Here is a 25013-nt window from a genome sequence, read left to right as displayed (position 1 = left end):
CAGGGATTCCATGCTCTCGTGACGGTTGCTATGCAGCCTTTGCTTTCGGTTGCAAACGCATGAAGACGAGCAGGGACAATCCCGCTGATGCGAAAATCAAGCACATAATCATGATCTGATAGCGTGCCGCGATCAGTGGCGACACCCCCGCCAAAACTTGACCGGTCATCATCCCGGGAATCGAAACCACACCGACGGCGAAGAGACTGTTTGTAATCGGGATGAGCGCTACTCGCACCGCAGAATCCGGACTGCCGTCAGTAGACGAATCGAGACGCTCGATCGCCAGCGAAAGCGCATTCATGCAGTTGCTGAACGTCATTCCTGCGAGCGGAATCAAGATGCGAGGATTGTACCAGGGCTGGACATTGAGAACGCCCACGGTGATCACCGCGAGCGTGACACCTCCCCCGAGCATGATCGATACGATGACTTGCAGATAGCGTCCCCATGGTTTCTGTTCGGCGGTGCGAATCGCGATCGCTGACGCGGCCATCATCATCGCCGTCAGTGAGACGAGCGTCACCCAGATCCGGTCAGACTCGAATAAAAAGACGAGCACATATCCGACCAAAGACAATTGAATCAGCATCCGCGCGAGCCCTTGCAGGGTCCCGCGCAGCGAGTGCCCCTCGATGGCAAGCCAAATCAGCAATCCAACCACAGGCACCAAGGCGATCGCCAACCTCGACAGCGAAATAGGCTCAGCCATCAAAACCACCAACTGAGTAGGCGAGTCTCTCCGAGACTCGCAAAGTCAAGCTCTGCCAAAGTCTCTCCGAGACTCGCAAAGGTAAACTCTGCCAAAGTCTCTCCGAGACTCGCAAAGGTAAACTCTGCCAAAGTCCCTCCGAGACTCGCAAAGGCAAGCTCTGCCAAAGTCTCTCCGAGACTCGTCTGGAGGTGGTGTGCGCGAGTCTCGGAGAGACTCGGCTACTCATCGTCGCGCCCCGTTACCGCGGCGGCCCTGTTTGCGATACTTATTGGGATTATCGGCTTTTCCAGTGATCTCGTAGAGAAAGCGACTGGGTTGCGTGGGGCGGGGTTTCCCCCACTTTCGCCGGGTCAGGGCGAGCGACATCGTGAGACTTTCCTGGGCGCGTGTGATGCCGACGTAGCACAGCCGTCGCTCCTCGGCGATGTCTTCTTCACGGCCGCTCTTGACGCTACGACTGTGAGGAAGGAATCCATCTTCCATCCCGACCATGTACACGACCGGGAACTCGAGCCCTTTGGCCGCGTGCATGGTTAACAGCCAGACAGCATTCTTCATTGCGAGCTTGTCTTTCTCGCTTCCCATCTCACGCCCTGACAACGCGATGTCACTCAAGAAGCCCGATAGTTCGGGCTTCTCACTCTTATCCTGATAAGCCGACATGGCGTTGGTAAATTCACCAATCGAAGCCATCCGAGCCTCCCGCTCATCGGGCTGGTCGTAAAGTTTCGCAATCTCATCGGCGTAGGCGGTGCGTTGCATCAGCGTTTCCATCGCACCGACGAGAGAGTCGTTTTCTGCTCGCTGCTGCACGTCGGCACAGAGTTGACGCAGCTGATCGATGCCGCGTTTGGCGGCCGGCGGCAAGTCTTCAATCGCCGCCGCGTTCTGCATCACCTGCCATACAGGCACGCCCCGTTGCACCGCCCGATCGATGAGCAACCGCGTGGTCTTGTTACTCAGTCCGCGTGCAGGCGTATTGATCACTCGCAGCAATGAGATCTCATCATCGGGCTGGTCGATCCATTTTAAATACGCAATCAGATCCCGCACTTCGCGACGATCGAAAAACGATTGGCTACCCAGCATCACATAGGGCACATCCGCTTTGCGCAGTTCCGTTTCAAACAGCCGAGGTTGCTCGTTAGTACGAAACAGAATCGCAATCTCTTTGGGTTGCAGATGCTCGTTATCGATCAGATGGCGAATCTCACGAACAACCGTTTCAGCTTCCGTGGTCTCATCCTTGTGCTGAACGATTCGGGGGCGTTTTCCTTTGGGGCGATCGGGCTTGAGAATTTTGTCGTGACGTTCGGCATTGAACGCGATCAGTGTATTGGCCATCTCGAGAATCGCACCGGTCGAGCGATAATTGTCTTCGAGCCAAACGATCTTGGCGTCCGGCCAATCCTTGGAGAAACTGAGAATGTGGGTGACGTCCGCGCCGCGCCATGCATAAATCGACTGGTCATCGTCACCAACGACGCAGAAGTTGCGATGGTCTCGGGTCAGGGCCTGGGTGATCCGATATTGACTGCCATTGGTGTCTTGGTACTCGTCGACGAGCACGTGGTCGTACTTCGCGGCCTCGGCTTGGCGGACCTCCTCGTGCTCCGTTAAGAGGGTCTCGGTGTGCAGCAGTAGGTCGTCAAAATCCATGGCACCGCGAGCTCGCAACGCATTTTGATATCGGCGGTATCCCGATGCGGCGAAATGCTCTTTATCCGTACAAGCATGCCCGGCGGCCTGCTCCGGCAAAATCGACTCGTTTTTCCACGAGCCAATGATCGATAGCATGTCCGACGGTTTCAGCGCCGTACCCGGCAAGCGGAGTTCGCGAAGCACTGCACGCGCCAACGACTCTTGATCACTGCGATCGTAAATCGAGAATTTTTTTGGAAACCCCAGCACATTGGCGTGCTCGCGTAGCATCCGCACGCACTGCGAGTGAAACGTGCTGATGACGGGCTTGGGAGGAGGCTTCTCGCCTTTTCGGCGGCGCTGCTGCTTGTGACCGAGTAATTCCGAGACGCGTTCGAGCATCTCTCCAGCAGCTTTGTTGGTGAACGTCACCGCGAGGATTCGCTCGGGAGCGATGCCGTGCTTGATCAAATTTGCGATTCGGAACGTGACGACACGAGTTTTCCCCGTGCCGGCGCCGGCGAGTACCAGCAGCGGTCCGGACAGCGTCGTGACCGCTTCGGCTTGCGGAGGGTTGAGTCCCTCAACGCTGAATCCATTCAACAGAAAGTGCTCAGGCCACGTCGACGTTGATGCGGCGACCTTCGCGATCGAAACGTACCTTGCCCGCGACGAGGGCGTAGATCGTGTAGTCGTTGCCCATGCCAACGCCCTTACCAGGGTGGAACTTTGTCCCTACCTGGCGAACGAGAATATTTCCTGCCGATACAGCTTCGCCACCAAATTTCTTCACGCCGCGACGTTGTGCGTTGCTGTCGCGACCGTTCCGGCTGCTGCCCTGACCCTTTTTATGTGCCATGTTGTCTTCGTTTTGCTAATTTCGACACTGCCTGCAAGGCGGCGTCCAAGAATTGAATTGGTATGGGAAGAGGAGAAAGTTACCGGAACACCCACCGGTAATCAAGCCGTTTATCAAGGCCATATTTTTTCAGCACGTAAGTCTGGTCCTCAGCATCGTCGTAAGCCGGCACGCCAAAGCGTACCCGGTCGGCGATCTGGTTCGTGGCATCGCCCGGGCGATAGAAATTTAGCATCAGTGCCTTGCGTCGGTAGGGGGCGTCAGCCCCCTCGCCATCCTGTTCAAAGGCATTCGTCAAGCCGAACACGTTAACGGCGATGTAATCGATATTGGGATCCACATCGACCCAGGTCACGACACCCCACACACCCGGCGCGTTGGGGTCCTCCGTGCGTGGGATCTTGACCCGCGAAATATCTACGCTGTTGTGGATCGGTGCGGTAATCTGCTCACGCAGAGCGATGCGGTCGACCGCCGTCGGCAAGATTTGATCGATGTACTGCTGGCCAGACTCACGGTCCTCGAGAACGAACATCGGGAAAAACCGGCGAGAGGGGTAACTCACCGATTCGATCCTCTTGAAGATCGGCTCGTCCAGATTGTCCGCCGCCGGACGCAGGTCGCCACCCCGGTAGCGTACGCGATAGACCATGTACTGCACGAGTTTTCGCTGCATCTTCCCGTCCGGACGAGGGATGTCGAGATAGAGTTGCCGCAGCGGTTTAAAGGAAAACTCCAGACAAAAAATCTCGCGGCGGTAAATTACCTGTTTCAGCATCTCTTCCAGCGTTCGCGATCGCGGATCGAAATGCGGTTTGCCCTCAGCGTGATTCCCCGTTTGGGTCCAGGCGATTTCGGGATGAGCGTCAATCATCGATTGCAATGTCTGCGGCCCATCAAAGGTCTCCTTGGGATCGGGCGCCGGTGGGATCACCGTCACCACGCCCGGTGCGAACTGGGTCTGCATTTGGGTTGACGGATCCTGCTTAGTCTCCGCACCAGCATCCTGGCCACTCGCTTTGGAGATCGTGCCGACGCTCGCCAGGACAACCGCCAAAAAACTCAACGTGACAGTCCATCTGCTCATCGGTGTGACCATAGGTGGGGTAACCAAGCGGCAGGAACGTTCATTACGGGAAGGTGGCATCGGGGCATTGCGGGAAGGTAGCATCGGGGAAAACGCCCAAAACTCGAAAACGGCTGTCAAATTGATACTGATACGACGCAGGGCCCCGCGAATTGGATCGATGAGAGCCGCGTCGTCACGTGCCAAAGTTCATTGGCGCGGCCTACGAGGCAAGTCATCGGTTCGTGTTCGTCAGCGGGTCTTGACGTCGCTCGGCGAGAGCGACGCTGCGATGGCTGCTTCCGATTCTACTTCGTCCACCGTTTGGGCCGCTGATAATTCGAGATTTTTGCTGTTTTTCACGCCTGGCGAGTCGCTTTCGCCCGTGTCTTTGGAATCACCGGTCAGTTGCAACGAAGCTGCGAGCTGGGTGTCCGACCCTGCCAACTGGGGGACGCTTTGACCGTCCATGGTCCAGGTCGCCAGGACGCGGTGGCGGTTGTCGTCACTGAAGTGCATCATGATCCATTGAATCGGCACCCCCTCCACCTGGCCCCCCACGACCACGCGGAGCATCCTGAGGCCACCGTCAGTCACCCCCTCTTGGCTCTCAATCAACTCACCAAAACGGTCGCCCAGCGTTTTCTGAACGTCGCTCTCAAAGGCCTCCAGAGTCAATTGTTCGCCTGCGGGCAACCTCGCGAGAGGTCGCATGTTCAGTTGCGCGATGGATCGATCATTCTCGATCATTCGCAAGATCGCTTCGCCAGGAAGATCCTTCATCACTCGCCAGCGCCGGTCCATCAAGCCCTGCACGCCCACATGTTTACTTGACATCGCAACGAGCAATCTGTCCTGCGGTGGAGGCTCATCAAACGCAATTTTGGCAGGTTTCGATGACAGGGATTGGGGATTTGATAGCGGTTTACGAACCATCCGAATTGTCGCAGTCACATCGAACCCTGGCTCAGCATTGCCGATCTCACGGGTCTCATGGATCGCGATCGCGGCCCAAGTAACCGCACCGGCGCCGCGGTCGAGTGTCATTTTTCCGACCACTCGCAACAGCGTCGGTACTCCCGAGACAGACCCATCGATCTTGCCGCGCAATTGCAATTTCGCCTCGGCGGCATCTGCCGAGACCAGTTCAATCTCAACGTCGCTCGTCGCCACGGACGACAGGTTGAAAAACGATGCGAGATCCGCTGCGGCGATGCTTGCTTTCTCGCCGGTGCGCATCAACTGCTCGGGAACCAGGGCGTCAATCGCAGCGCTGGCGATGGGCGTGCGTAGCAGGTCGACCTCTTCGTGCGTCAAGTATTCTTGGTGCGAGTAGATCGTTTCAGGCAACTGCTCGCGTCGGGCGATGACTTCGCGGACCGACTCACGCAGCTCGATCTGCTGGTCGCTCTTGCTCAGCCTGCCGGTGCCGACCGCCTCGTGGAACCGTCGCTCTGCGGCGATGATGGCGGAGGCGGCCGTTGCCCCGCTGGGGCGGAGGAACCGCTCTTCGAAATCCAGCGTCAGGTTCGCTTCGAGTGGCAACATCCGTCGCTTGCCATTGCGGACCAAAGGGTCAGCCACCAAATTCACGTTGCCCTTCACGTCGATCTCCATTCGCACCCGGAACAGGTCCTGGTTCTTGTTCACGCTCAAGCGAATTTCGTCGGCCGCATTGGCGGTGGCGTGTGACACACCGCCAATGCCCGCCAGCGACGAACCCGCCACCGTGGCAAACGCCAGAGCGGTACCGCTCGAGAGCGACCTGAGGAATCGACGCCGCGAATGGTTTTCACCCGCTGGCGAAACAGTCCGCCACTTCGCTTGGGAAAGTTCTTCAACGAGCGTTTCGAGCGACAACGGACGGGACGAGATTCCATGGCGGAGGCGATGCGACATAGTAGCGGGCCAGTCAATCGGAGAGTGAGGCAAAAATCACGGGGATCGCGGCGCAAGCAACACCGCACCTCCGGACAATCGGCACACACGTGCCACGCGATTGAATCGATGTCGCAGAAACACCGGCATTCTCATTGTGAGACACCAAAGTTTCAATCTGATTGTAAAAGTAACAATTTCACCCCGCCCCCCACGCGACACTTGGGGACGCGCGAAAAGTTTTCGGCGTACAAAAACCCACTGTTTTGCGGGACACTTACCAAGTCAAGGCTCCATACAAACGGATTGCGGGCGACTTTGGCCTGAAAGTTTCAGTGTATCTGGTTCGTCTGGATCAGAGCCGTGTGATGTCGTCGCCCGCCCCGCGGGAACTTCGCGATATCAGATGAACATTTTAGTTCCTTTTGCGGTCTTTACTAAGGACATCGGACAGGTTGTTTTGAAATGGATGAGTGGGCTGAATCACCGGATTTAGGCGGATCGGCGAGCTCGTCAGTCATTTCGGATCGCCGAGATTGACGTCGGGTGGCACGGAGCCACTCGAAACCGTTGACTGGTCTGGTAAGCTTTCGGTTGCTGATCGAATCGTTTGCCTCGACGGGTCAAACCCACCACATCGCCATATGGATTTGGCGATCCCCGGGCAAATCAGATTGACGTGTTGGCGACCCGCCGGGGTTGCAAGGAAAGATAGACACAAGCGATCAAGCACTGGGAAAAACAAGATTATGCATACCAGCTACCGTCACACCGGACTTATCGAACTTCGCGACCAGCTGACTCGGTTTGCGCCCCGTCCCAAGAAAATTGAACAAGGACTGCTCGCCGAAAAACTGCTCAGCGAACTCGTGGATGATCGCGATTACGTGATTGATTACGTGTGTTTCCGAATCACGAACTATCGCCCCGATTCGAAACTACGCCAAACAATCCGCTCCGAAGATCTTCAACACGACCTGCGTCTGTTGATCGAAGATCTGGCCGATTCGGCAGCCGTTGACGCCGACAACGCCGGTGAGCGGGTGCTGACCGTCGACGAATTGGCGAAGAAGTTCCACGTTTCTACCAAAACCATCAGCCGCTGGCGTGATGCGGGCTTGGTTGCCCGCAAGTTCATGTTCGGCAAACGCAAACGCGTTGGTTTTCTGCAGAGCAGTGTGGACCGGTTTATCGCGACGAATCGTGACAAGGTCCGCCGGGGCGAGCGTTTCAGCCAACTGAGCGGCGAAGAGAAATCGGAGATGATCGAACGTGCCCGGCAATTGGCCGAGGGCGGTGCGAGCCTTTCGGAGGTCACGCTGCAGTTGGCAGGACAGATGGACCGTTCACCGGAGACGATCCGCTACACACTCAAAAACTTTGACGTCAAAAACCAGAAGCTCGCGATCTTCCCACATCATCGCGAGTCGTTGACCGAAGAGGACAAACGCGTGATTGCCCAACTGCATGACCACGGGGCAACCATCCCGCAATTGTGCAAGCGATTCAAGCGCACCCGCTCGAGTATCCGGCGGATTCTTGATGAGGTGCGTATGCAGCAACTCACGGAGCTGCCCCTGGATCACATTTACAACGAAGACTTCGAAGACACCAGTCGCGAAGCGGAGTACTTGGCCGATATGCCCGCAGGCACGGCGTCGCGGAAGGTCCGCACTCCATCCGATCTCCCCAGCTATTTGGCCGCTCTGTATGACGTCGCTCTGCTCAACCGCGAGCAAGAAGGACATCTGTTTCGCAAGATGAATTACCTCAAACACCGTGCAGGTGTGCTGCGGGATGAACTCATCGCGAGTGGCCAGAACAATGCAGCGAGCATGGATCAAATCCAGTCGCTGTACGAGGAAGCGGTGCGGGTCAAGAACAAGATTGTGCAAGCGAACTTGCGTCTGGTGGTTTCGATCGCCAAACGGCACCTCGCGAGCACGGATGATTTCTTCTCACTGATCAGCGACGGCAACATGTCATTGATCCGCGCCGTGGAAAAATTTGATTATTCGCGTGGCAACAAGTTCAGCACTTATGCAACGTGGGCGATCATGAAAAATTTTGCACGAACGATCCCGAAGGAGTTCAAACACCGCGATCGCTTCCGCACCAGTGGCGAGGAGATGTTCGACGCGCACCAAGACCAGCGGCTCGATCCGTACACCGAAGAAACCGTGCAGCGACAGCGGCAGCGAGAACTCGCACGAATTCTCGATCGCCTCGACGAGCGTGAGCAGAAGATCATTTCCGCACGCTTCGGGCTGCAACGAGGTGTCGAGCCGCTGACGCTCAAAGAGGTCGGTGCCGAGATGGGTGTGACCAAAGAGCGCGTTCGTCAGCTCGAAGCCCGAGCGTTAACCAAGCTTCGCGAAGCCGCACGCGATGCGAAAATCGATGTCGAACTCGGTGCCAGCTGAGGTCGATCACGGGACGCCAAGTCCTGCCCAATGCGGAACTCCCTCGAGATCGCCGGTGAAATCGGCGTCTCGAGGGTGAAGGACGAGGCGTCTTAACGCTCGTTAAACGCTACCGCGCCCGCTCTACTACGCTTTGCACTTGGCAGCGAAGATTGGTCCGCCGTACTGGGCTGCGTCGCCGAGCAATTCTTCGATTCGCAACAGTTGGTTGTACTTGGCCATGCGGTCCGAACGGCTCGCCGAACCCGTCTTGATTTGTCCCGTCGACAACGCCACAGCCAAATCGGCGATGGTGCTGTCTTCCGTCTCGCCACTGCGGTGACTGGAGATCGAGGTGTAACCATTGCGGTGCGCCAATTGGATTGCGTCGATGGTCTCGGTCATCGTGCCGATCTGATTCACCTTGATCAGAATGCTGTTCCCGATGCCTTCGTCGATACCTCGCTGCAGACGCTCAACGTTCGTAACAAACAAGTCATCGCCGACGAGTTGCACCTTGTCACCAAGTTTGAGAGTGAGTTTCTTCCAGGTGTCCCAGTCATCTTCGCTGCAGCCGTCTTCGATACTGCAGATGGGATACTTGTTGCACCAATCGGCAAAGAAATCGACCATTTCGTCACCAGACAATTCCTTGCCGTCGATCGTGTATTTCTCAGTCTTGCTGTCGTAGAACTCGGTGGAGGCCGCGTCCAGGGCGATCCAGACCTGTTCGCCTGCCTTGTAACCGGCTTTGTCGATAGCCGTCATGATCACGTCGAGAGCTTCTTGGTTGCTCTTCAAGTCGGGTGCGAATCCACCTTCGTCGCCCACAGCGGTGTTGTAGCCCTTGTCCGCGAGCACCTTTTTGAGGTTGTGGAAAATTTCGGTACCGGCCCGCAACGCGTCGCTGAACCGTTCAAAGCCGAGCGGCATGACCATGAATTCTTGCACGTCGACGTTGTTATCAGCATGCTCACCGCCATTGATGATGTTCATCATGGGAGCGGGCAACATGCGGGCACCACAGCCACCGAGGTAGCGAAAGAGAGGCTGGTTCGTCGACGCAGCTGCCGCATGGGCCGTCGCCAGAGAGACGCCCAGAATCGCATTGGCACCTAGATTTTTCTTGTTGGGAGTTCCGTCCAAGTCGATCATGGCTTGGTCAACGGCGGCTTGGTCAGTCGCGTCCATGCCTTCGAGCGCATCGGCGATCTTGCCGTTGACATTCTCGACTGCTTTGGTGACGCCCTTGCCCATGAAGACGGACTTATCGCCGTCACGCAGTTCCCAGGCTTCGTGAATGCCCGTACTGGCACCACTTGGGACAGCAGCGCGGCCGGCCGCACCGTCCATCAGGGTGACTTCGCACTCGATAGTGGGGTTGCCGCGGCTGTCGAGGATTTGGCGGGCATGAATGGATTCAATCAGTGTCATGGTTTTTTGATTGGTTGAAAGGTGAAGAAATCGAGGAGTAGACGAGTGTCAAAAACGCTGGGCGTTGTGCTTTCGTGGCGTAGTTTGTCCAATGAGCGGCAAATTGAATACCCCGCCCCCATACTCAATCGACCTTGCCCCTTCATGTTCACCGGACTGATCGAAACCCTCGCCGACGTAGTCGCGATCGACGACCAACCTCCCGGGAAACGGATCACCGTGGCCGCACCTGCGTTCTGCAGCGATGACGGGACGCCGGGCGCGAGTATTGGGGACAGTATCGCGATCAACGGATGCTGCTTGACGGTCGTCGAGATCGAGGCGGAGCGGTTTTCATTCGAAGCCGGCGAGGAAACGCTGCAGCGAACCAATCTGGGTCAGCTCCATCCTGGGGAATCTCGCGTGAATTTAGAGCGGGCCCTCGCCGTCGGCGATCGGCTCGGCGGTCACTACGTGACAGGGCACGTTGACGCAATCGGCAAATTGACCCAGCGGACGGACGATCCGCCTTGGTCCCACTTAAAATTCAGCATCCCTGGCCAATATATCCACCAAATCGTCGCCAAGGGCAGCATCACAGTCGACGGCATCAGCCTGACCGTTGTCGATGTGGGGGATGCTGACGACGCTTACTTCACCGTCGCTCTGATTCCTCACACCCTCGCCGCCACTACCTTGGGGCACTGTATCGTCGGCGATACGGTAAACCTAGAAACTGATATCCTTGCTAAATACGTGCAGCGCAGCCTGCAACAACGCGGAAACTAAAACAAATATCGATGAACGCTCCTGACGACGTGCCCCCCACTGACGATCCCGCCGATGTGCCCGGTAGCCCCCGGGCCGATGAATCCTCTGCCGAATCGATTGAGCCGATCCGGCTCGATCGCGACCGCAGTCGGCATCGGCGTCCCGCTTCGATCACCCGACCGACATCGTCCACCGCTTCGGAACCACTCAAATCGAAATCGAAGCAACCGGCGTCCAAACGCTCGGTGGTGGACGATGCGCCGGTCGACACCTCGCATGCCGCCTACATCCGGGCCAAACGGGCCCAGCAGGGACCGCGGCAAACGGTCAGCTATCTCTCCGAACGATTAGCTTCGGCCGGGCTGCGTCCGGTTTCCAAGTACGGTCAAAATTTCCTCGTCGACCTCAACTTGGTGGAGCTGATCGCCCGCTCTGCAGAGTTGACGAAACGCGATCTGGTGCTGGAAATCGGGACCGGTGTCGGTTCGCTCACAGCGATCATGGCGGAGCAAGCCGGCGCAATTCTGACGGTGGAAATCGACAAAAACCTACACCAACTCGCTGGCGAGGAATTGGCTGACTACCCCCACGTCAAGCTCATCCAGGGTGACGCTCTACGGAACAAGAATTCCCTCCGCAGCGATATCATGGAGAGTGTTCGCGATGCCAAGGCACGATTACCCGAGGGCGGCCGCTTCATGCTCGTTGCCAACTTGCCATACAACGTCGCGACGCCAATCATCAGCAACCTGCTACACGAAACGCCGCCGCCTGATCGCATTGTCGTAACGATCCAGAAGGAACTCGCCGAGCGGATGATCGCCTCTCCCGGTACGAAGGATTACGGTGCGCTGAGCGTATGGGTGCAGTCGATCTGCCACGCTGAGATCGTGCGAGTGTTGTCCCCGGGCGTGTTTTGGCCGCGGCCCAAAGTCGAATCGGCCATCATCCGGCTCGACCTCGATCATGCCCGACGCGAAGCGATCCCCGACCTGGTGTACTTCCATCAGACGGTGCGGTCGCTGTTCTTTCATCGCCGCAAGTTTCTTCGCAGTGTGGTCATCAGTGCTTTTAAGGGACGGTTAGACAAATCTGCCGTTGATGAGGTGCTCGCCTCACTGGGACACGGTGAAAACGCTCGCGCTGAGGAACTTGATCTGCAGCAGATTGAAACGCTCGTCGAAACGCTGCGGCAAGCCGAGATGGCGGCGGAGGGATGATCTCGTCCGCCATTTAGAGAAGGACGGCCACACTCGACGGGCCGACAACCCACCTGTATTCTGAAGTGGCGGTCGCGCAAGCGATCGTGTTTCACTCGCTTAACTATCAACCCGCTCAGGTTTCCGCATGACCCGCCGATATTTTCGTTTCGCCGCTACGCTTGCCTGCACCGTCGCCGCGACGGGATTTCTCCTCGCCTCCCGACCCGCTTCGGCCGAAGTGACTCTGCACATCGGTGACAAGGCACCTGCATTGGACATCGAACACTATGTCCATGACCCCAAGGACGGTCTTGGGAAAGTCACGGATTTTGAAAAAGACAAAATCTACGTCGTTGAATTCTGGGCAACGTGGTGTGGCCCCTGCATTGCCAGCATGCCGCACTTGGCTGAACTGCAGAACCAATACCGGGGTGAAGGCGTGCAGATCATTAGCATCTCGGACGAAGACGTCGAGACGGTCGACGAACTGATGGCGAAGGACTATCCCGAGAAAGATCAAACGTTCGGTGAACTGACCAGCGCCTACACAATCACGACCGATCCCGATGCATCGGTCAGCACCGACTACATGTTGGCTGCCGGACAAAACGGCATTCCATGTGCATTCCTCGTGGGCAAAACGGGCTTGGTTGAGTGGATTGGTCACCCGATGGAAATGGACGAACCACTCGCCGAGGTTGTTGCGGGTACGTGGGATCGAGAAGCCTACAAGGAGCAGATGAAGCAGGAGCAGCAAATGCTCGCAGCAATGCAGAAAATCAATCAGCTCGCCCGGGCAGGCAAGTTTGACGACGCCATCAAGGTCGTCGACAAGGTGCTCGAAGAAATCAAGGGTGACAGCCCCAAATCGGAAATGATTCGCGAGCAACTCACCAATTTCCGCTACAACCTCCGTTTGGATGCTGGTGACATGTCCGATGAAGTGATTAGCTTCTTCCGCAAGCAAATCGCTGATGCCAAGGGCGACGCCCGCGCGGTCACCCAGTTCGGGTTCGGTCTGATGTCCTCCATGCAACAGGGTACTGATCCCGGCCCACTCGCTGCGGAAACGATCGCAGCGTTGGAAGCGGACGTTGACAAAGCCGACGATCAAATCAAACCTCTGATGTATCTGTGCATCGCTCAGATCAGTGCCTCAATGTCTGACTTCGACAAAGCCATCGCGGCTCAAACTCAAGCAATCGAGTTATCTGAAGGCACACAGAAAGAACGCATGCAACAGATGCTTGATGAAATCAAGGAAATGGCGAACGAACCAGCCGACGAGGACGCGAAAGCTGACGACGCCAAGGCCGCGAAATAGCGAGCCGCTGTCACAGGCATTGCTGACACCGTGAATCCCCGCTCGGCGGGGTAAGCCTTGAAATGAGCAACCGCCTATCGTCTGGGGCGATAGGCGTGCTTGTGACGGAAATTTTTTTCAATTCCCAAAACGTTTCAGAGTCGATCCGGTCGTCGAGCGCAGCGTGCATCCCCGGACAGATGTTATCTCGATTTCTCAGCGCCCGACTGCCATGCGATTCACGATAATCGTCCTGCTACTTCTAGGTGCCGGGTGTTCGACAGAGCGATCACCCACAACGCTCGTTGAAAAACTGCGTGAGGCAAGCTCGATTGAACTGTACTCCCTCGACCCCACCCTGTTGAAATCGGAACCAGTCGTTGCACCGGACGTGGATCCGCAGGCGGAAACGGAGCCGTTGTTTCATGACTGGACTGTACTGGGATCGACCGTCATTTCAGACAAAGAAGCCAGCGGTGCGTTGCTCGACGCCCTCCAGGCTGGGATCGACGAGAACGACGGCATCGCAGCAGCCTGTTTTACCCCCCGGCACGCGATCCGGGCCCAACACGAGGGTACGACGTACGACGTCATCCTTTGTTTCGATTGCCTGCAAGCTCGACTGTACGTCGACGATGAGCGACAAGACGGGTTCCTCGTGATGGGTAGTCCCCAGCCAATTTTCGACGACGCGCTGCAGTCCGCTGGTATTGCGCTAGCGCCGCCTGCGCCGACACGATCCTCCGTCGAGCGAGCGTTGAATAGCAGGGACTGAATCGGTCCGCAAGACTTCGCTCGGCGAGGGGTAAGACGAGGTCTAATGTTTCGATGCCTAAAGTTAAGGTAAGCGACGAAACATTATTAAACGCATTTCGGCGACCTGAGAACCAGCGACCTCGGTTGCCTTCAACCGCAATTTTTCCCGCCCCGGCGTCAGTTCCATCATGCCCAGGGTCATCGGCTGCCAGTTTCGGACGTAGCCTTCTTGCCGGGCAACGCGATCATCCGCTGCGCCCAACAGCGGGCTCTCCACCGGGCGACTGATCGTAGCATTGAGCGTTTCGGTTCCCAAAGACAGTTCAACGCTCGATCCGATATCGGCCTGCGGGCACGCGTAATAGAGCTGTACCTCGTAGCGTCCTGGGCTGAGCACGTCGACGTCCCACGTGATCTCGCTATCGGTATCAATCCAGTTCCTCAAATAGGTGCAATTGGGGTATCGATTGCTACGTTGGATGGTGCCGCTGAATTCAGCATCTCGAGCGGGCAGTTGGGTCCAGGTTGCCTCTGGATGTCCGAGCGGGAACGGACGAAATTGCTGATTCTCCGCATCTGCCCAGGTTGACTTCCAATCCCGCAATTTCTCGGCAAGTTGATTGGCAGTCGCGGGCTCGGCTCCGCTGATGTCGTTATTTTCTCCGCGATCGTTCACGATATCGAAGAGACCACCGTTGTCGTGGTATCGATAACGCTGGGTTCGAACGGTAGGACGTTGGTGCCAAGTACTGAACAGCATTCGTTCTCCGCTGGAGCCCGATGGCAGTTGTCCTGTCAGCTGTCTCACGAGGGACAGGCCATCGACCGGACGATCGGGCAACTGCTGTGACTCCCAATCGATGCCCGCAAATTCACAGAGCGTGGGGAGTACGTCAATCGCACCGCCAATGGACTTCACCGTCGTCTCCGGCGCGATACGACGCGGGTACCGGATCAGACAGGGAGACCGCAATCCACCTTCGAATGTGGCCCCCTTGCGGCCACGCATGCCCCCATTGAACCGAGAGCCATTCGGGCCGTTGTCACTGAAATAAACTACCAGGGTGTTATCCGCGATTCCGGTGGATTGCAGGTGATTTAACAAGCGGCCGACGTTGTCGTCGATGTTTTCGCACATCGCCAGGGCGGCGCGCGTGTGGGGTGTATCCTGCTTTTTGGCGTTTTCGGCAGCCGGGTCCGGAACGATCTCCTTATCCGAAAAGCGATCCCAATACTCTTGTGGGACCTGCATCGGCGAATGCGGCGTATTCAGAGCTAGATACACGAAAAACGGCTTGCCGCTGTGGTCGCTAATGAAGTCCAACGTATGATTGGTCAAGTCATCAGGCAGGAACCCCTGTCCTTGGACGATCTGACCATTATGTTCTAACATCGGATCGAAATAGTTGCCCCAGTGCCCGCTACAAAATCCGTAGAAATCGTCAAATCCTCGCGCGTTGGGATGATAGGGCCACTGCATTCCGCTGTGCCACTTGCCGTAAGCCGCAGTGGCGTAGCCCGCCCGCTGAAACAGTTCGGCGATCGTCTGCTCGCCCGCGTCAAAGCGTTCTCCGCCCGCCGACGTGCTGTAGACCCCCATCCGCGTGTGATAGCGTCCTGTCAGAAACTCCGCTCGTGTGGGCGAACAGACAGCGCATACATAGAAGTTTTCGAGGTGCGCTCCATCGCGAGCCAACGAATCAATGTGGGGCGTCGATAGATTGGGGTTACCATGCAGGCTCAAATCTCCCCACCCCTGATCGTCGGCAAGTATCACCACAACGTTGGGTCGATCATTTTCATCAGCTCGAAGTGGGGCGGTACGAAACAGCGATGCCAGCAAGACGAACGCAGCAGATAGTGCCAAACGCATCGTTAGGTGCAGCAACGGAAGCCGAAAAAACCTGCGGGACGTAGCACCAACCGGTTCGTAGGTGGGCTGACCAAGCAGCTGAATCATCTTGAATATCATTCTTTGCATCGTGAGACTTCCGAGATCGCTTGAATGGGGCGCACTGCTGATTCCTAAGCGGACGTGGCACCTAGCAGCCTGTTGGGTTAGTTGCTTTCGCTGGCCAAATGCACGAATATTAATCCAAAGCGTAAGCGAGCGAAGAGTGGGACTGCCTCCTGGCGCATCGGGTTAGTAAATCAACAGGAGGCTGGCCCCTTCAGAGGCCGCAATCGCTACGCGCAGGTAGGTAAATCGAAAACTAGGATAATCGAAAATCATCTCGCCCGTTCCAGCGTCAGGACAATCGCCCCGGGCCACAACGTTAAAGTTGACCAGCCTGAGCGAACCTGGGAAGCTGCGTCGCTACGACGGGCGGATGATTGGTTGCATTGGCGGCAGGCGCGACCGACTTCAACATCCTCACGGCACCATGATGCTCGGAATCGCCAGATCGCTGGGACGAATTTGTATCTGGGAATTGTGAGCCGTCCACGCCGCTTGGCGGATAGCTCAGGATCAGCTGCGGAGGCGTGTCACTTTCCCTCGAACCAAACCAGATGTCATCTTCGTCCGTTGTGTCTAACGTCACGATGATCGTTATTGGCCCGGGACGCTGTACCGCATTGGAAACGTCGACTTCGATGACCTGACCTCGCTGAACCACCCCAGTGCGTTCTGCGACCTGGATCCATAAACTCGGTGCTGCCGTAGCGGCCAAGCTATCTTCACTCCAATCAGCGTGGTCGCCTAAAAAGTACCGGAGCGTCCCGGTACCGGAGTCGATGCTCTGGGTTAGCCGTAGCCGAGCTGAGCGGACTCCCGTTCGTTCTGGGATATCAAACCGCAGGTAGGCACGGCGCCGCTCACCCTCCACCTTCAGTCGCTGATTGCGCTCTGGCTCGCCCCGATCCAGCGTCACGTCGTCGGTTGGGAGTAGCTGTAGAACTTCCATCGGTGGCTGCGACAGTTTCTCTGCCGCGAAACTCGCCATCCCGGTCGACGCCATTTCCTGAGAGCGAACCTCCACCGTGGCGCGGTCACTGTTTCGGGTCAGCGTCACGCTGCCTTCGTAGACTTTAAGCTCGGTCTGGTCGTTCGCCACGAGTGAGAAAATCGTACCCATCACAGCCACGGTGGAGTGCCCCGTACGGACCTGAAAGGCGGGCATTCCCTGTCGACGTGGCGCGATCTCGAAAAAGGCCTCGCCCTGCTGGAGAGTGACTTCGGCCGAGTCTGCGACCAGTGTTAGCCTTGCGCCGGGTTCCATTGATAAAATCGATCCGTCCGCCAGACGCACCATCGCTTGCGCATCCGCATCGCAAACGACATGGTCTCCCGCCCGGAGCGAGAAGTTCGGTACTGCCTGAAAACGCTTTGCACCTCTTTCGATCGATGTCTCGCCGCTACCCGATACGCTCATACAGACCGCCATCTCCAGGCCAGCATCACCGGGGCGAAAAAACCTCTGGTAGCCGATGGTGGACGTGATCAAGAGAACCCCCGCGATGGCGATCATCGCGTACATCCAGCTCCGTGATTTTCCAAAGCCCGGCTGGGTGATCGTCCCCTGAATCGATTGGAGTTCCACCTGCTCGACAAGCGTCTCGCGCAGCAGAACGTGTAAGCGCGTCGCCGCTTGAAATTGCTGCTTCCACGACTCCGACGCATGCACCACCTTGTGCAGTTCACTCAGCTCGTCTGCGGTGGCCGTTCCATCGAGATAGCAGTTCATCAAATCGTCAAAGCGACTCTCAGTCATTACAGATTCGCCTTTACCATTTTCTCGGCTGTCTTGGCCTGAATGCAATGACGCAGTTGTCCGCGCAATCTCGCCAGCGTCGTCCGAATCGAACCGGGGCGACAGGCGACGGACTCAGCCAATTCTCGGCCCTTGATGTTATGACCGTAACGCAACAGCAAAAGTTGCTGCATGCGGCTGGGCAACTTCTGAAAACAACTTCGCAGCGCCTTCTGCTCCCGATGCCACAGATCATCGTCGCCCTCGGTACTGACCATCGCCAAGTCGGAAATCATCTCATCGAGCCCGCTGGAGGGAGTTTGTTTTTGGCGCCGCCAATGTTGCCTCACAACATTCTTGGCGATCCCACAGGCCCAGGGCGTAAAACTCCTTGTCGGATCAAACTGCTCTTCGCTGTTGAGTATTTCGATCACGGTTTCCTGAAATAAATCCTCCGCAACGTCAAAGTCCTGGACCATGGTCACAATCATCGCCAGAATCCGAGATCGGTTCTCAGTAATACTTAGGAATGCCTGAAATGAGCGACTGTCCACAACACTTTCTTTCAAATAGGACCACAGCACCTGTCTCTTGGGCAGCTGCAGCAACCCGCTGAATATACTTTGCCGGAATGCTCAAATCGTGCACAAGATTCAGTATGGTTTGGGAAAATTTTGTTTTCCATGTGCACGGTTGGCATCTTTGATTCAATGGTCCGTAACAAGATGAATGATTTGATTTCAATCACAGTTTCAGGGAATCTCGGTAATGACAAAACGGCTTCAGGCAAACGGAACGCGACTTTTCAGTTGCAGTATTTTTATCCTGGGAATTTCGTTACTGCTGTCGGGCGTCGCAATTGCGGCCGAAGCGACGGTCAGCGGGGAGCTGAGGCAGTGGCACAAGATCACGCTCACGCTCGACGGGCCGCACGCCTCCGAAGATGGTGACGTGAATCCATTCCTCGACTACCGCATGCAGGTAACGTTTCAACATGCTGCGTCAGGACTGACCTACGTCGTGCCTGGTTACTTCGCCGCCGATGGCGATGCTGCCAATACCTCGGCGACCTCGGGCAATCGATGGCGAGCTCATCTCGCACCCGATCACCCCGGCAAGTGGACGTACGAAGTTTCATTCCGAGAAGGCGCCGATATCGGTATCTCGGATGTCGACAGCGCGGGATCGCCCGTACCTGCTGTCGACGGTTTGAGTGGCACCTTGCAGATTCAAGAAACCAACAAATCGGGACGAGATTTTCGCAGCAAAGGGCGGCTGAACTATGTCGGCAAGCATCATCTGCAATTCGCTGGGAGCGGTGAGTTCTTTCTGAAAGCCGGAGCGGACGCTCCTGAAAATTTTCTTGCCTACGAAGACTTTGATGGCGATTTTAAATCCGATGGTCACAAAGACAATCTGGTCAAGGACTGGGCACCCCATGTCCAAGACTGGATGCCTGGTGATCCAAGCTGGCAGGACGGTAAAGGTAAGGGAATCATTGGCGCAGTCAATTATCTCGCCTCCCAAGGGCTAAATGCATTCTCATTCCTCACCCTCAATATCGACGGCGATGATCGAAATGTGTTCCCCTACACCAACTATGATGAGCGCGCAAGAATCGACTGTTCACGGATGGATCAATGGGAAATTGTCTTTGCCCATGGAACCCATCGAGGCATGCACCTGCACTTCAAGACTCAGGAAGCCGAGAACGTCAATCTGCTCGATGACGGCAACATGGGCCCCCAGCGAAAGTTGTACTATCGCGAAATCATCGCCCGCTTCGCCCACCATCTCGCGCTCAACTGGAACCTGGGCGAAGAGGTTGGCTTGGGTCACAAAGTATCCACACAAAAGAAAACGGATTGGGCAGAATACTTTTGGACCCACGATCCTTATCAACACCCCATCGTGATACATAACGGGAACAATCACTTTGATCTACTCGGAGACGCCTCGGCACTCACGGGCTTCTCTCTCCAGACCAATCGAGCTGATTTCAGTCAAGTGCATGGCGCCACCCTGAACTACATTCGCCGCTCTGACGAAGCAGGGAAACCGTGGGTGGTGGCATGCGATGAGCCTGGCGATGCCCAGCACTCCTTAGTTCCCGACACGGAGGACCCGACTCGTGATAACGCGCGGAAAAATGCACTTTGGGGGAACATCATGGCTGGCGGTGCCGGCGTGGAATGGTACTTCGGATACAAACACGCGCACAGCGATCTGACTTGTGAAGACTATCGCGTGCGTCAGAAGATGTGGGAACAAAGCCGAATTGCGATCGATTTCTTCACGGAACACGAGATCCCGTTCTGGAATATGAAAAATGCCGACAGCAAGATTGACGATAAAAATGCCTACTGCCTCTGCGATCCCGGGACGCTCTACATCGTGTTCGCTAAGAAGGCGAATTCAGCGACGCTCGATCTCTCGGATGTCACAGGAACCTTCGAGGTTCAGTGGTTCAATCCACGTGACGGTGGCCCGCTGCTAACTGGATCCACCCAGATCGTGCAGGGGGGCGGCAAGGTTTCGCTCGGCAATCCGCCGAGCGATCCAGGACACGATTGGTTAGCCGTGGTACGCCGTAGCGAATCCAGTGGCAAAGATCATTCTCAAGTAAGCGAGAAAGGCTCCCCGGAGAACACATGGGTATTGCGCGCCGTGATCAATTTTGAGGCCGTCGCCTCGGACCCATTCGTGCCGAGCTACAAAGATAGCGTCCGCAGAGCATTAGCAATCAATGCAGCCAAATATCAAAGTCAATTTGCCGCAGCAGAGACCGAATTTAAAGGGGATGCGGGCGTCTACGATTTGGTACTGACGTCACTCACCGAGACTGACGGTGAATCCACCTATCGGATCTTCGTTGCAGAAAAAAAGATCGATGAGGTTCAAAACCCGGAGTCTGTTCGTGACTATGAGGCAATTCAACATCGCTTCGATGCTGTGTCATTGAAACCCGGGGACACGATTCGTATCGAGTTCAACTCGGCCTCCAATGGCAAGGTACCAGAGGGCGATGCATACGCTTTCTCGCGTGGACGATGGCGATCACTGACCATTCTTGTCCCTGGTGCGAACGCGCCCGCCAACAACTAGCCCAATTCGCACACGCTCGCGACGTTGTGTGCGAGGCCGTCCTTCATTTGGGCGGTTGAAAGTGACCTCAGGCCAAGCATGGATGGCCCGCATAATCTTCGACGCGGCCCCGCCCGCCGTTGCGCGGCCCCGCCCGCCGTGACGCGGCCTCGCCCGCCGTGACGCGGAGCGGGGATCATTCGGTCTCGGCTGAGAAAAACCGATGCATCCTTCCATTTTTCCTAATGGACGTTCAGAATTCTACAATGGAACCGTCAGGGGGGACGTGTAGAATTCAAGGGCCTTCACCCGGGTCAGGGACCATGTCTCTCGCTCCGCCATCTTATTGTGGTGCGGCAAGACGCTACGTGCCTGCAATGGCTCAATGTGTTTGGATCAATGCGGTCACAGCACCATTCGAGTAAGGCGGTGTTTGAGCGATGTCGGCATACCACCGCAGCGAGAGATCATCGCATGAGTCTGCAAGGATGAGCACAGAAACTTGCGAGCGTCATGTCGGCCATCTTGACGAAGGAGCTCGTTCCATCTACGCAACTTCTAGGCCAGGCCCATGACGACCAAACGCCGATACTACAAGCAGATCCGAATTGCTCAGTTTCGCGCGATTGTAGAGCTTGCCAAGGGCGATGGATTTGCTGCCACGGCCGAGGTCTTGGAATTGTCGACGCCTTCGGTTTGGCAGCAAGTGCGTGCCCTTGAGCAGGAGTTCGGCATTGCCTTGGTAGAGGTCAATCGTCAGGAGGTCACGCTCACCAAAGATGGCAAACAGTTCGTTCAACTCGCCCGGCCGATTCTGGAGGGTTTCGATTCGATCTTGGAGCAGTTCAAAGGGCGAGCTTCATTAGCTGCCCAACGACTCACGATCGCCTCGCCGGCGAACAAGCTCATCTACGATCTCATGGAATCGATTCGCGAATATAACTTTCAATTCCCCAACGTTGAACTTAACTTCATTGACGTGGACTCCAATCGAGCCCGAAAAATGCTCGAGGAAGGTGATGTGGATCTCGCCATTGCCGGTACACTGGAAACTTCGTTCCCAAAAAGCCTGAATGTCGATCATCTCGCCTCAGTCCCATTCACGATGGTGAGCCCGGACGACCATCCAATCCTGGATGAAGTCAAGATCACACCAGAGGCGCTCGTCAGATATCCGCTGGTAATGTATCACGCCGGATCGAATACACGGACGCGTGTCGATCAAGTATTCGAAAGTGCTGGGTTGCTGGCTGATGTGCGAAATGTCTGTGAGACCAACACGAAAGAGCTGATGCTGCAGTTTGTACGCTTCGGAATTGGGATCGCGATCGTCCCCCTTAACCGCCGTCAGATTACGCTTTTCAATGCGGAGAGGGGAGTCCAAAAGAAACTCGGCTTTCGCAGTTTAAAGACAGTCTTCGGCGAGGAAAAGCTGGTCATTCTGTCACGCCGCAACCGTCGTGAACCCGCTCATCAAAGCGCATTCCGTCAGTGCGTTCTAGCGTTGGCAAGCCATTGATTGGCAGGCGAGACCGAATTGAAAGAGCCCCCAGTGGCGGCTCCCCAAGACCTGGTTGATGCGCCGCCCCCAGTGTTTAGGATCGCATGGACGTGCTCAGAACGAGTGCTGATGATCTGATCCAGCTTAATCGGTCACCCAGCGATTTAACGCTGCCTAATGATATTAGGGAGAATGAACCGCCTTCAATAGCGCATTAATGACACCCTGGTGATACCGTAAGACCTCGTCAAGGTTTTTCGAGCGACAGCCACGCACGAAGTGGAGCCCTGAGGCGCGCCGTGCAGTCAGCCGGGCAATCTTGGCGTTGTCGATTTGAAGTTCACCCCGGTTCTATATTGAAGGCAAATCCTATGTGGCATTTTAGTATGAAGCGTCAACAACGGGACGGATTCACGCTCGTCGAGTTGCTGGTTGTGATCGCGATCATTGGTGTGTTGGTCGGTCTGTTGCTACCGGCCGTTCAAGCGGCACGAGAAGCGGCTCGGAGAATGAGCTGCAGCAATAATTTCAAACAAATTGGACTGGGCATCCACAACTATCATGCGGCGTACGGCCGTATGCCAGTTCATCACATGGGCACCCACTCCGCCCAGGGCAGCTACTACAACAGCGGCATCAGCAATAAGAATAATGGGGGAGGCCACAACGAATATACGCTCAGCTTCTTAGTTGGACTCACACCATTTATAGAGCAGCAAGCCCTGTGGCAACAAATTTCCAATCCAAACAATGAGACCTCCAGCGGTGGGGCGCCCGGCAAGCCCTGGTCACCGATGGGCCCCTCACCCAGACAGCAAGAGTACAAGCCCTGGATCACCGAGGTAGGAACTTACCGATGCCCTAGTGATCCGGGATTTGGACTACCAGCCTTGGGACGCACCAATTACGCCGCCTGCATTGGAGATTCGCCCGACTGGTCTGACATGAGGTGGCCCGACAACCCTCAGAACGGACAGTTGCGCTACACTTCCAACGATGTCTCCCGAGCCAGGGCGGCCTATCGTGGATTTTTTCAGCCCGGATTCCAAGGCCAATTTCGAGAGGTGCTCGATGGGCTGTCCTCAACGATGATGTGCGGCGAAATTGCGACCGATATTGGCGATCGTGATATTTCCACCACGCTAATGATCAATGGCAACCAAGGTCTCCTGAGAGACGCCCCCGCTCAAGCATGTGCGAAATACATCGATCCCGAGCGTCCCCAATTTTACAAGAGCGATATCAACTACTCCAACTCTCCGAATGGATTTGCAAAGGTCTTCCAGATGCGCGGCTACATATGGTCCGATGCACGCACTGGGTTCTCATGCTTCACCGCAATTCTTGCACCCAATTCAGAGCTCTGTGTTTCAGGTGGGGACTCTGGATACGGAATCGCTCCCGCGTCGAGTCGACACCAAGGCGGTGCTCACGTCCTGATGGGTGATGGAGCGGTCCGTTTCATTACAGACTCCATTGACGCCGGGAATGGATCAGCGGGCTGCGTGTGGATCAACGGCAACGGCGCAAGACAACCAGGATCGCAAAGCCCTTATGGTCTTTGGGGCGCGTTGGGAACACGAGCATCCAGTGAAGTGATCGATAGCGATTTTTGACCGCTCACAAACGTCTCGTCTGAGTGCGGCGCGCCTCGGGTCCACGATACTGGTTTGTGGGAAACGGCGCAACTATTCCCGACGATTACGAGACAACAGTCCCCAGTCTCAATCCACACACTCTAACCATACCAATTCTCAAATGATCCGACTTTTTATTGTCTCAGCCGTCACTCTCACACTTGGCATTTTGATTCCAGGATGCGGGAGTTCTGAAAACCGAACCATTGAAACACAGGGTGAACTGTGGGACGAACGGGCTGCTTTCTACGCAGATGAGTCCAACTTCTCAAACGAGGAATCCGTCTCCATAGACAAATAACGGCACACCGATGAACTGCGAGCCGAACGCAAAGATTACCTGATGCCGGCTCAAGTAAACCATTGTGATCATCTGCGCTCCGCGAGAGCTTCTCAATGCATCGCGATCGCGGAGCGGAGGGTGATCACAAAAATATTCTTGACGCTAGGGGCGCGCGAGAATGCTATTTACTAAAGACACATAGCACCGTCGCTGGACGCTTATACGGATTAAGAATTCGATGCGGCACATTGCTGTCGAAGTAAAGGCAGTCTCCCGCTCGCAGGGTCTGGATGTTGCCGTCATATTCAAAGTCGATCGTGCCACCCTGCAACATCAGAAACTCCTCACCCTCGTGGGAGAGGGCTTCGTCGCGAACAGTTTCGGCTGGCACCGTCAGCAAAAACGGATCCATCGATCGATTGGGACGTTTATGAGCCAGCGATTCGTAGACGGTTTCGTTGCGAGCATTGTTGTCCCGCTGAACCACTTGACGTTCGTCTTTACGCACCGATACGAGTGTCGGTTTCTCATCCAGGCCGGATACTAAGTCGCTGACCGACACGCCCAACGCCCTGGCAATCTGACCTAGCGCCTGCAGTGACGGTGTGACGCGAAAATTCTCGACCTTGGAAAGCCAACTCCGCGTCAGGCCCGTCTGCGAGGCCACCTCCTCGAGAGTTAGATGCTGGGCGAGACGATGGGCGCGGATTCGCTGAGCAAGTTCGACGACGTTCATGTCGTGATTCTAAATCAAGCGATCATCGATAGCTATATGCTCGGATAACGGTGACGTCGCTGCTTGCTGGCCGC

18 protein-coding genes are annotated in these 25013 nt (G+C 56.1%); 8 read left to right on the top strand and 10 right to left on the bottom strand.

The features are described from left to right. Positions 1 to 28: 28 nt before the first annotated feature. From Poly21_RS20500 to Poly21_RS20480, 5 genes are all read right to left on the bottom strand, one after another. On the bottom strand, positions 29 to 712 hold the full coding sequence (locus Poly21_RS20500) for an ABC transporter permease (protein WP_146408941.1): 684 nt from the start codon (positions 710 to 712) through the stop codon (positions 29 to 31). 225 nt (positions 713 to 937) lie between these two features. Continuing rightward, entirely contained in the window at positions 938 to 2959 is a 2022-nt protein-coding gene (locus Poly21_RS20495) for an ATP-dependent helicase (protein WP_146408940.1), read from the bottom strand. Positions 2960 to 2969: 10 nt separating this feature from the next. Next, the gene (gene rpmA / locus Poly21_RS20490; RefSeq protein ID WP_146408939.1) at positions 2970 to 3215 is read right to left on the bottom strand and encodes a 50S ribosomal protein L27; all 246 of its coding nucleotides are present in this window, start codon (positions 3213 to 3215) and stop codon (positions 2970 to 2972) included. A gap of 79 nt (positions 3216 to 3294) precedes the next feature. Continuing rightward, positions 3295 to 4302: a hypothetical protein gene (locus Poly21_RS20485; RefSeq protein WP_146408938.1), complete on the bottom strand. Its 1008-nt coding sequence runs from the start codon at positions 4300 to 4302 to the stop codon at positions 3295 to 3297. Positions 4303 to 4533: 231 nt separating this feature from the next. Further along, on the bottom strand, positions 4534 to 6180 hold the full coding sequence (locus tag Poly21_RS20480; RefSeq protein ID WP_146408937.1) for a hypothetical protein: 1647 nt from the start codon (positions 6178 to 6180) through the stop codon (positions 4534 to 4536). A gap of 728 nt (positions 6181 to 6908) precedes the next feature. Here Poly21_RS20480 and Poly21_RS20475 point away from each other — a divergent pair. After that, the gene (locus tag Poly21_RS20475; protein WP_146408936.1) at positions 6909 to 8582 is read left to right on the top strand and encodes a sigma-70 family RNA polymerase sigma factor; all 1674 of its coding nucleotides are present in this window, start codon (positions 6909 to 6911) and stop codon (positions 8580 to 8582) included. Positions 8583 to 8708: 126 nt separating this feature from the next. On the opposite strand, the gene eno is transcribed toward Poly21_RS20475, so the two are convergent. After that, positions 8709 to 9995, bottom strand: a complete 1287-nt coding sequence (gene eno / locus Poly21_RS20470; protein WP_146408935.1) for a phosphopyruvate hydratase — start codon at positions 9993 to 9995, stop codon at positions 8709 to 8711. Positions 9996 to 10139: 144 nt separating this feature from the next. Between eno and Poly21_RS20465 the strand changes: the two genes are divergently transcribed. From Poly21_RS20465 to Poly21_RS27775, 4 genes are all read left to right on the top strand, one after another. Beyond that, positions 10140 to 10763: a riboflavin synthase gene (locus Poly21_RS20465; RefSeq protein WP_146409457.1), complete on the top strand. Its 624-nt coding sequence runs from the start codon at positions 10140 to 10142 to the stop codon at positions 10761 to 10763. 11 nt (positions 10764 to 10774) lie between these two features. Next, positions 10775 to 11965, top strand: a complete 1191-nt coding sequence (gene rsmA, locus Poly21_RS20460) for a 16S rRNA (adenine(1518)-N(6)/adenine(1519)-N(6))-dimethyltransferase RsmA (RefSeq protein ID WP_302119899.1) — start codon at positions 10775 to 10777, stop codon at positions 11963 to 11965. A 127-nt stretch (positions 11966 to 12092) separates the two neighbouring features. Continuing rightward, on the top strand, positions 12093 to 13271 hold the full coding sequence (locus Poly21_RS20455; protein WP_146408934.1) for a TlpA disulfide reductase family protein: 1179 nt from the start codon (positions 12093 to 12095) through the stop codon (positions 13269 to 13271). Between the two features lie 211 nt (positions 13272 to 13482). Further along, positions 13483 to 14025, top strand: coding sequence for a hypothetical protein (locus Poly21_RS27775; RefSeq protein ID WP_302119897.1), 543 nt, complete (start codon positions 13483 to 13485; stop codon positions 14023 to 14025). 63 nt (positions 14026 to 14088) lie between these two features. Here the strand turns inward: Poly21_RS27775 and Poly21_RS20445 are convergent, their stop codons facing one another. From Poly21_RS20445 to Poly21_RS20435, 3 genes are all read right to left on the bottom strand, one after another. Next, positions 14089 to 15987: an arylsulfatase gene (locus Poly21_RS20445; protein WP_302119895.1), complete on the bottom strand. Its 1899-nt coding sequence runs from the start codon at positions 15985 to 15987 to the stop codon at positions 14089 to 14091. A 295-nt stretch (positions 15988 to 16282) separates the two neighbouring features. Next, positions 16283 to 17719 carry a FecR domain-containing protein gene (locus Poly21_RS20440; RefSeq protein ID WP_146408933.1) on the bottom strand — a complete coding sequence of 479 codons (1437 nt, stop codon included), beginning with the start codon at positions 17717 to 17719 and terminating at the stop codon, positions 16283 to 16285. Continuing rightward, on the bottom strand, positions 17719 to 18252 hold the full coding sequence (locus Poly21_RS20435; protein ID WP_302119892.1) for a sigma-70 family RNA polymerase sigma factor: 534 nt from the start codon (positions 18250 to 18252) through the stop codon (positions 17719 to 17721). The genes Poly21_RS20440 and Poly21_RS20435 overlap by 1 nt, the downstream gene beginning before the upstream one ends. Positions 18253 to 18466: 214 nt before the next feature. Between Poly21_RS20435 and Poly21_RS20430 the strand changes: the two genes are divergently transcribed. From Poly21_RS20430 to Poly21_RS20420, 3 genes are all read left to right on the top strand, one after another. Continuing rightward, entirely contained in the window at positions 18467 to 20803 is a 2337-nt protein-coding gene (locus tag Poly21_RS20430) for a DUF5060 domain-containing protein (protein ID WP_146408932.1), read from the top strand. 550 nt (positions 20804 to 21353) lie between these two features. Next, complete coding sequence (locus tag Poly21_RS20425) at positions 21354 to 22301, top strand: LysR family transcriptional regulator (RefSeq protein WP_146408931.1); 948 nt, start codon at positions 21354 to 21356, stop codon at positions 22299 to 22301. Between the two features lie 368 nt (positions 22302 to 22669). Further along, complete coding sequence (locus tag Poly21_RS20420; protein ID WP_146408930.1) at positions 22670 to 23899, top strand: DUF1559 domain-containing protein; 1230 nt, start codon at positions 22670 to 22672, stop codon at positions 23897 to 23899. Positions 23900 to 24384: 485 nt separating this feature from the next. Here Poly21_RS20420 and Poly21_RS20410 read toward each other — a convergent pair whose 3' ends face one another. After that, positions 24385 to 24939 (bottom strand): helix-turn-helix domain-containing protein, encoded by a 555-nt coding sequence (locus Poly21_RS20410; RefSeq protein ID WP_146408928.1) that lies wholly within the window; start codon positions 24937 to 24939, stop codon positions 24385 to 24387. Between the last annotated feature and the right edge of the window lie 74 nt (positions 24940 to 25013).

Source organism: Allorhodopirellula heiligendammensis (genome assembly GCF_007860105.1).
GTDB classification, from domain to species: domain Bacteria; phylum Planctomycetota; class Planctomycetia; order Pirellulales; family Pirellulaceae; genus Rhodopirellula; species Rhodopirellula heiligendammensis.
This window is presented reverse-complemented; position numbering and strand designations above follow the sequence as displayed.

Excerpts from the sequence above, each read along its gene's own strand:
- rsmA (WP_302119899.1), top strand. The coding sequence starts at position 10,775 with ATGAACGCTCCTGACGACGTGCCCCCCACTGACGATCCCGCCGATGTG.
- eno (WP_146408935.1), bottom strand. The coding sequence starts at position 9,995 with ATGACACTGATTGAATCCATTCATGCCCGCCAAATCCTCGACAGCCGC.
- Poly21_RS20420 (WP_146408930.1), top strand. The coding sequence starts at position 22,670 with ATGAAGCGTCAACAACGGGACGGATTCACGCTCGTCGAGTTGCTGGTT.
- Poly21_RS20485 (WP_146408938.1), bottom strand. The coding sequence starts at position 4,302 with ATGAGCAGATGGACTGTCACGTTGAGTTTTTTGGCGGTTGTCCTGGCG.
- Poly21_RS27775 (WP_302119897.1), top strand. The coding sequence starts at position 13,483 with ATGCGATTCACGATAATCGTCCTGCTACTTCTAGGTGCCGGGTGTTCG.
- Poly21_RS20445 (WP_302119895.1), bottom strand. The coding sequence starts at position 15,987 with ATGCAAAGAATGATATTCAAGATGATTCAGCTGCTTGGTCAGCCCACC.
- Poly21_RS20430 (WP_146408932.1), top strand. The coding sequence starts at position 18,467 with ATGACAAAACGGCTTCAGGCAAACGGAACGCGACTTTTCAGTTGCAGT.
- Poly21_RS20425 (WP_146408931.1), top strand. The coding sequence starts at position 21,354 with ATGACGACCAAACGCCGATACTACAAGCAGATCCGAATTGCTCAGTTT.
- Poly21_RS20500 (WP_146408941.1), bottom strand. The coding sequence starts at position 712 with ATGGCTGAGCCTATTTCGCTGTCGAGGTTGGCGATCGCCTTGGTGCCT.
- Poly21_RS20480 (WP_146408937.1), bottom strand. The coding sequence starts at position 6,180 with ATGTCGCATCGCCTCCGCCATGGAATCTCGTCCCGTCCGTTGTCGCTC.
- rpmA (WP_146408939.1), bottom strand. The coding sequence starts at position 3,215 with ATGGCACATAAAAAGGGTCAGGGCAGCAGCCGGAACGGTCGCGACAGC.
- Poly21_RS20410 (WP_146408928.1), bottom strand. The coding sequence starts at position 24,939 with ATGAACGTCGTCGAACTTGCTCAGCGAATCCGCGCCCATCGTCTCGCC.
- Poly21_RS20475 (WP_146408936.1), top strand. The coding sequence starts at position 6,909 with ATGCATACCAGCTACCGTCACACCGGACTTATCGAACTTCGCGACCAG.
- Poly21_RS20440 (WP_146408933.1), bottom strand. The coding sequence starts at position 17,719 with ATGACTGAGAGTCGCTTTGACGATTTGATGAACTGCTATCTCGATGGA.
- Poly21_RS20465 (WP_146409457.1), top strand. The coding sequence starts at position 10,140 with ATGTTCACCGGACTGATCGAAACCCTCGCCGACGTAGTCGCGATCGAC.
- Poly21_RS20455 (WP_146408934.1), top strand. The coding sequence starts at position 12,093 with ATGACCCGCCGATATTTTCGTTTCGCCGCTACGCTTGCCTGCACCGTC.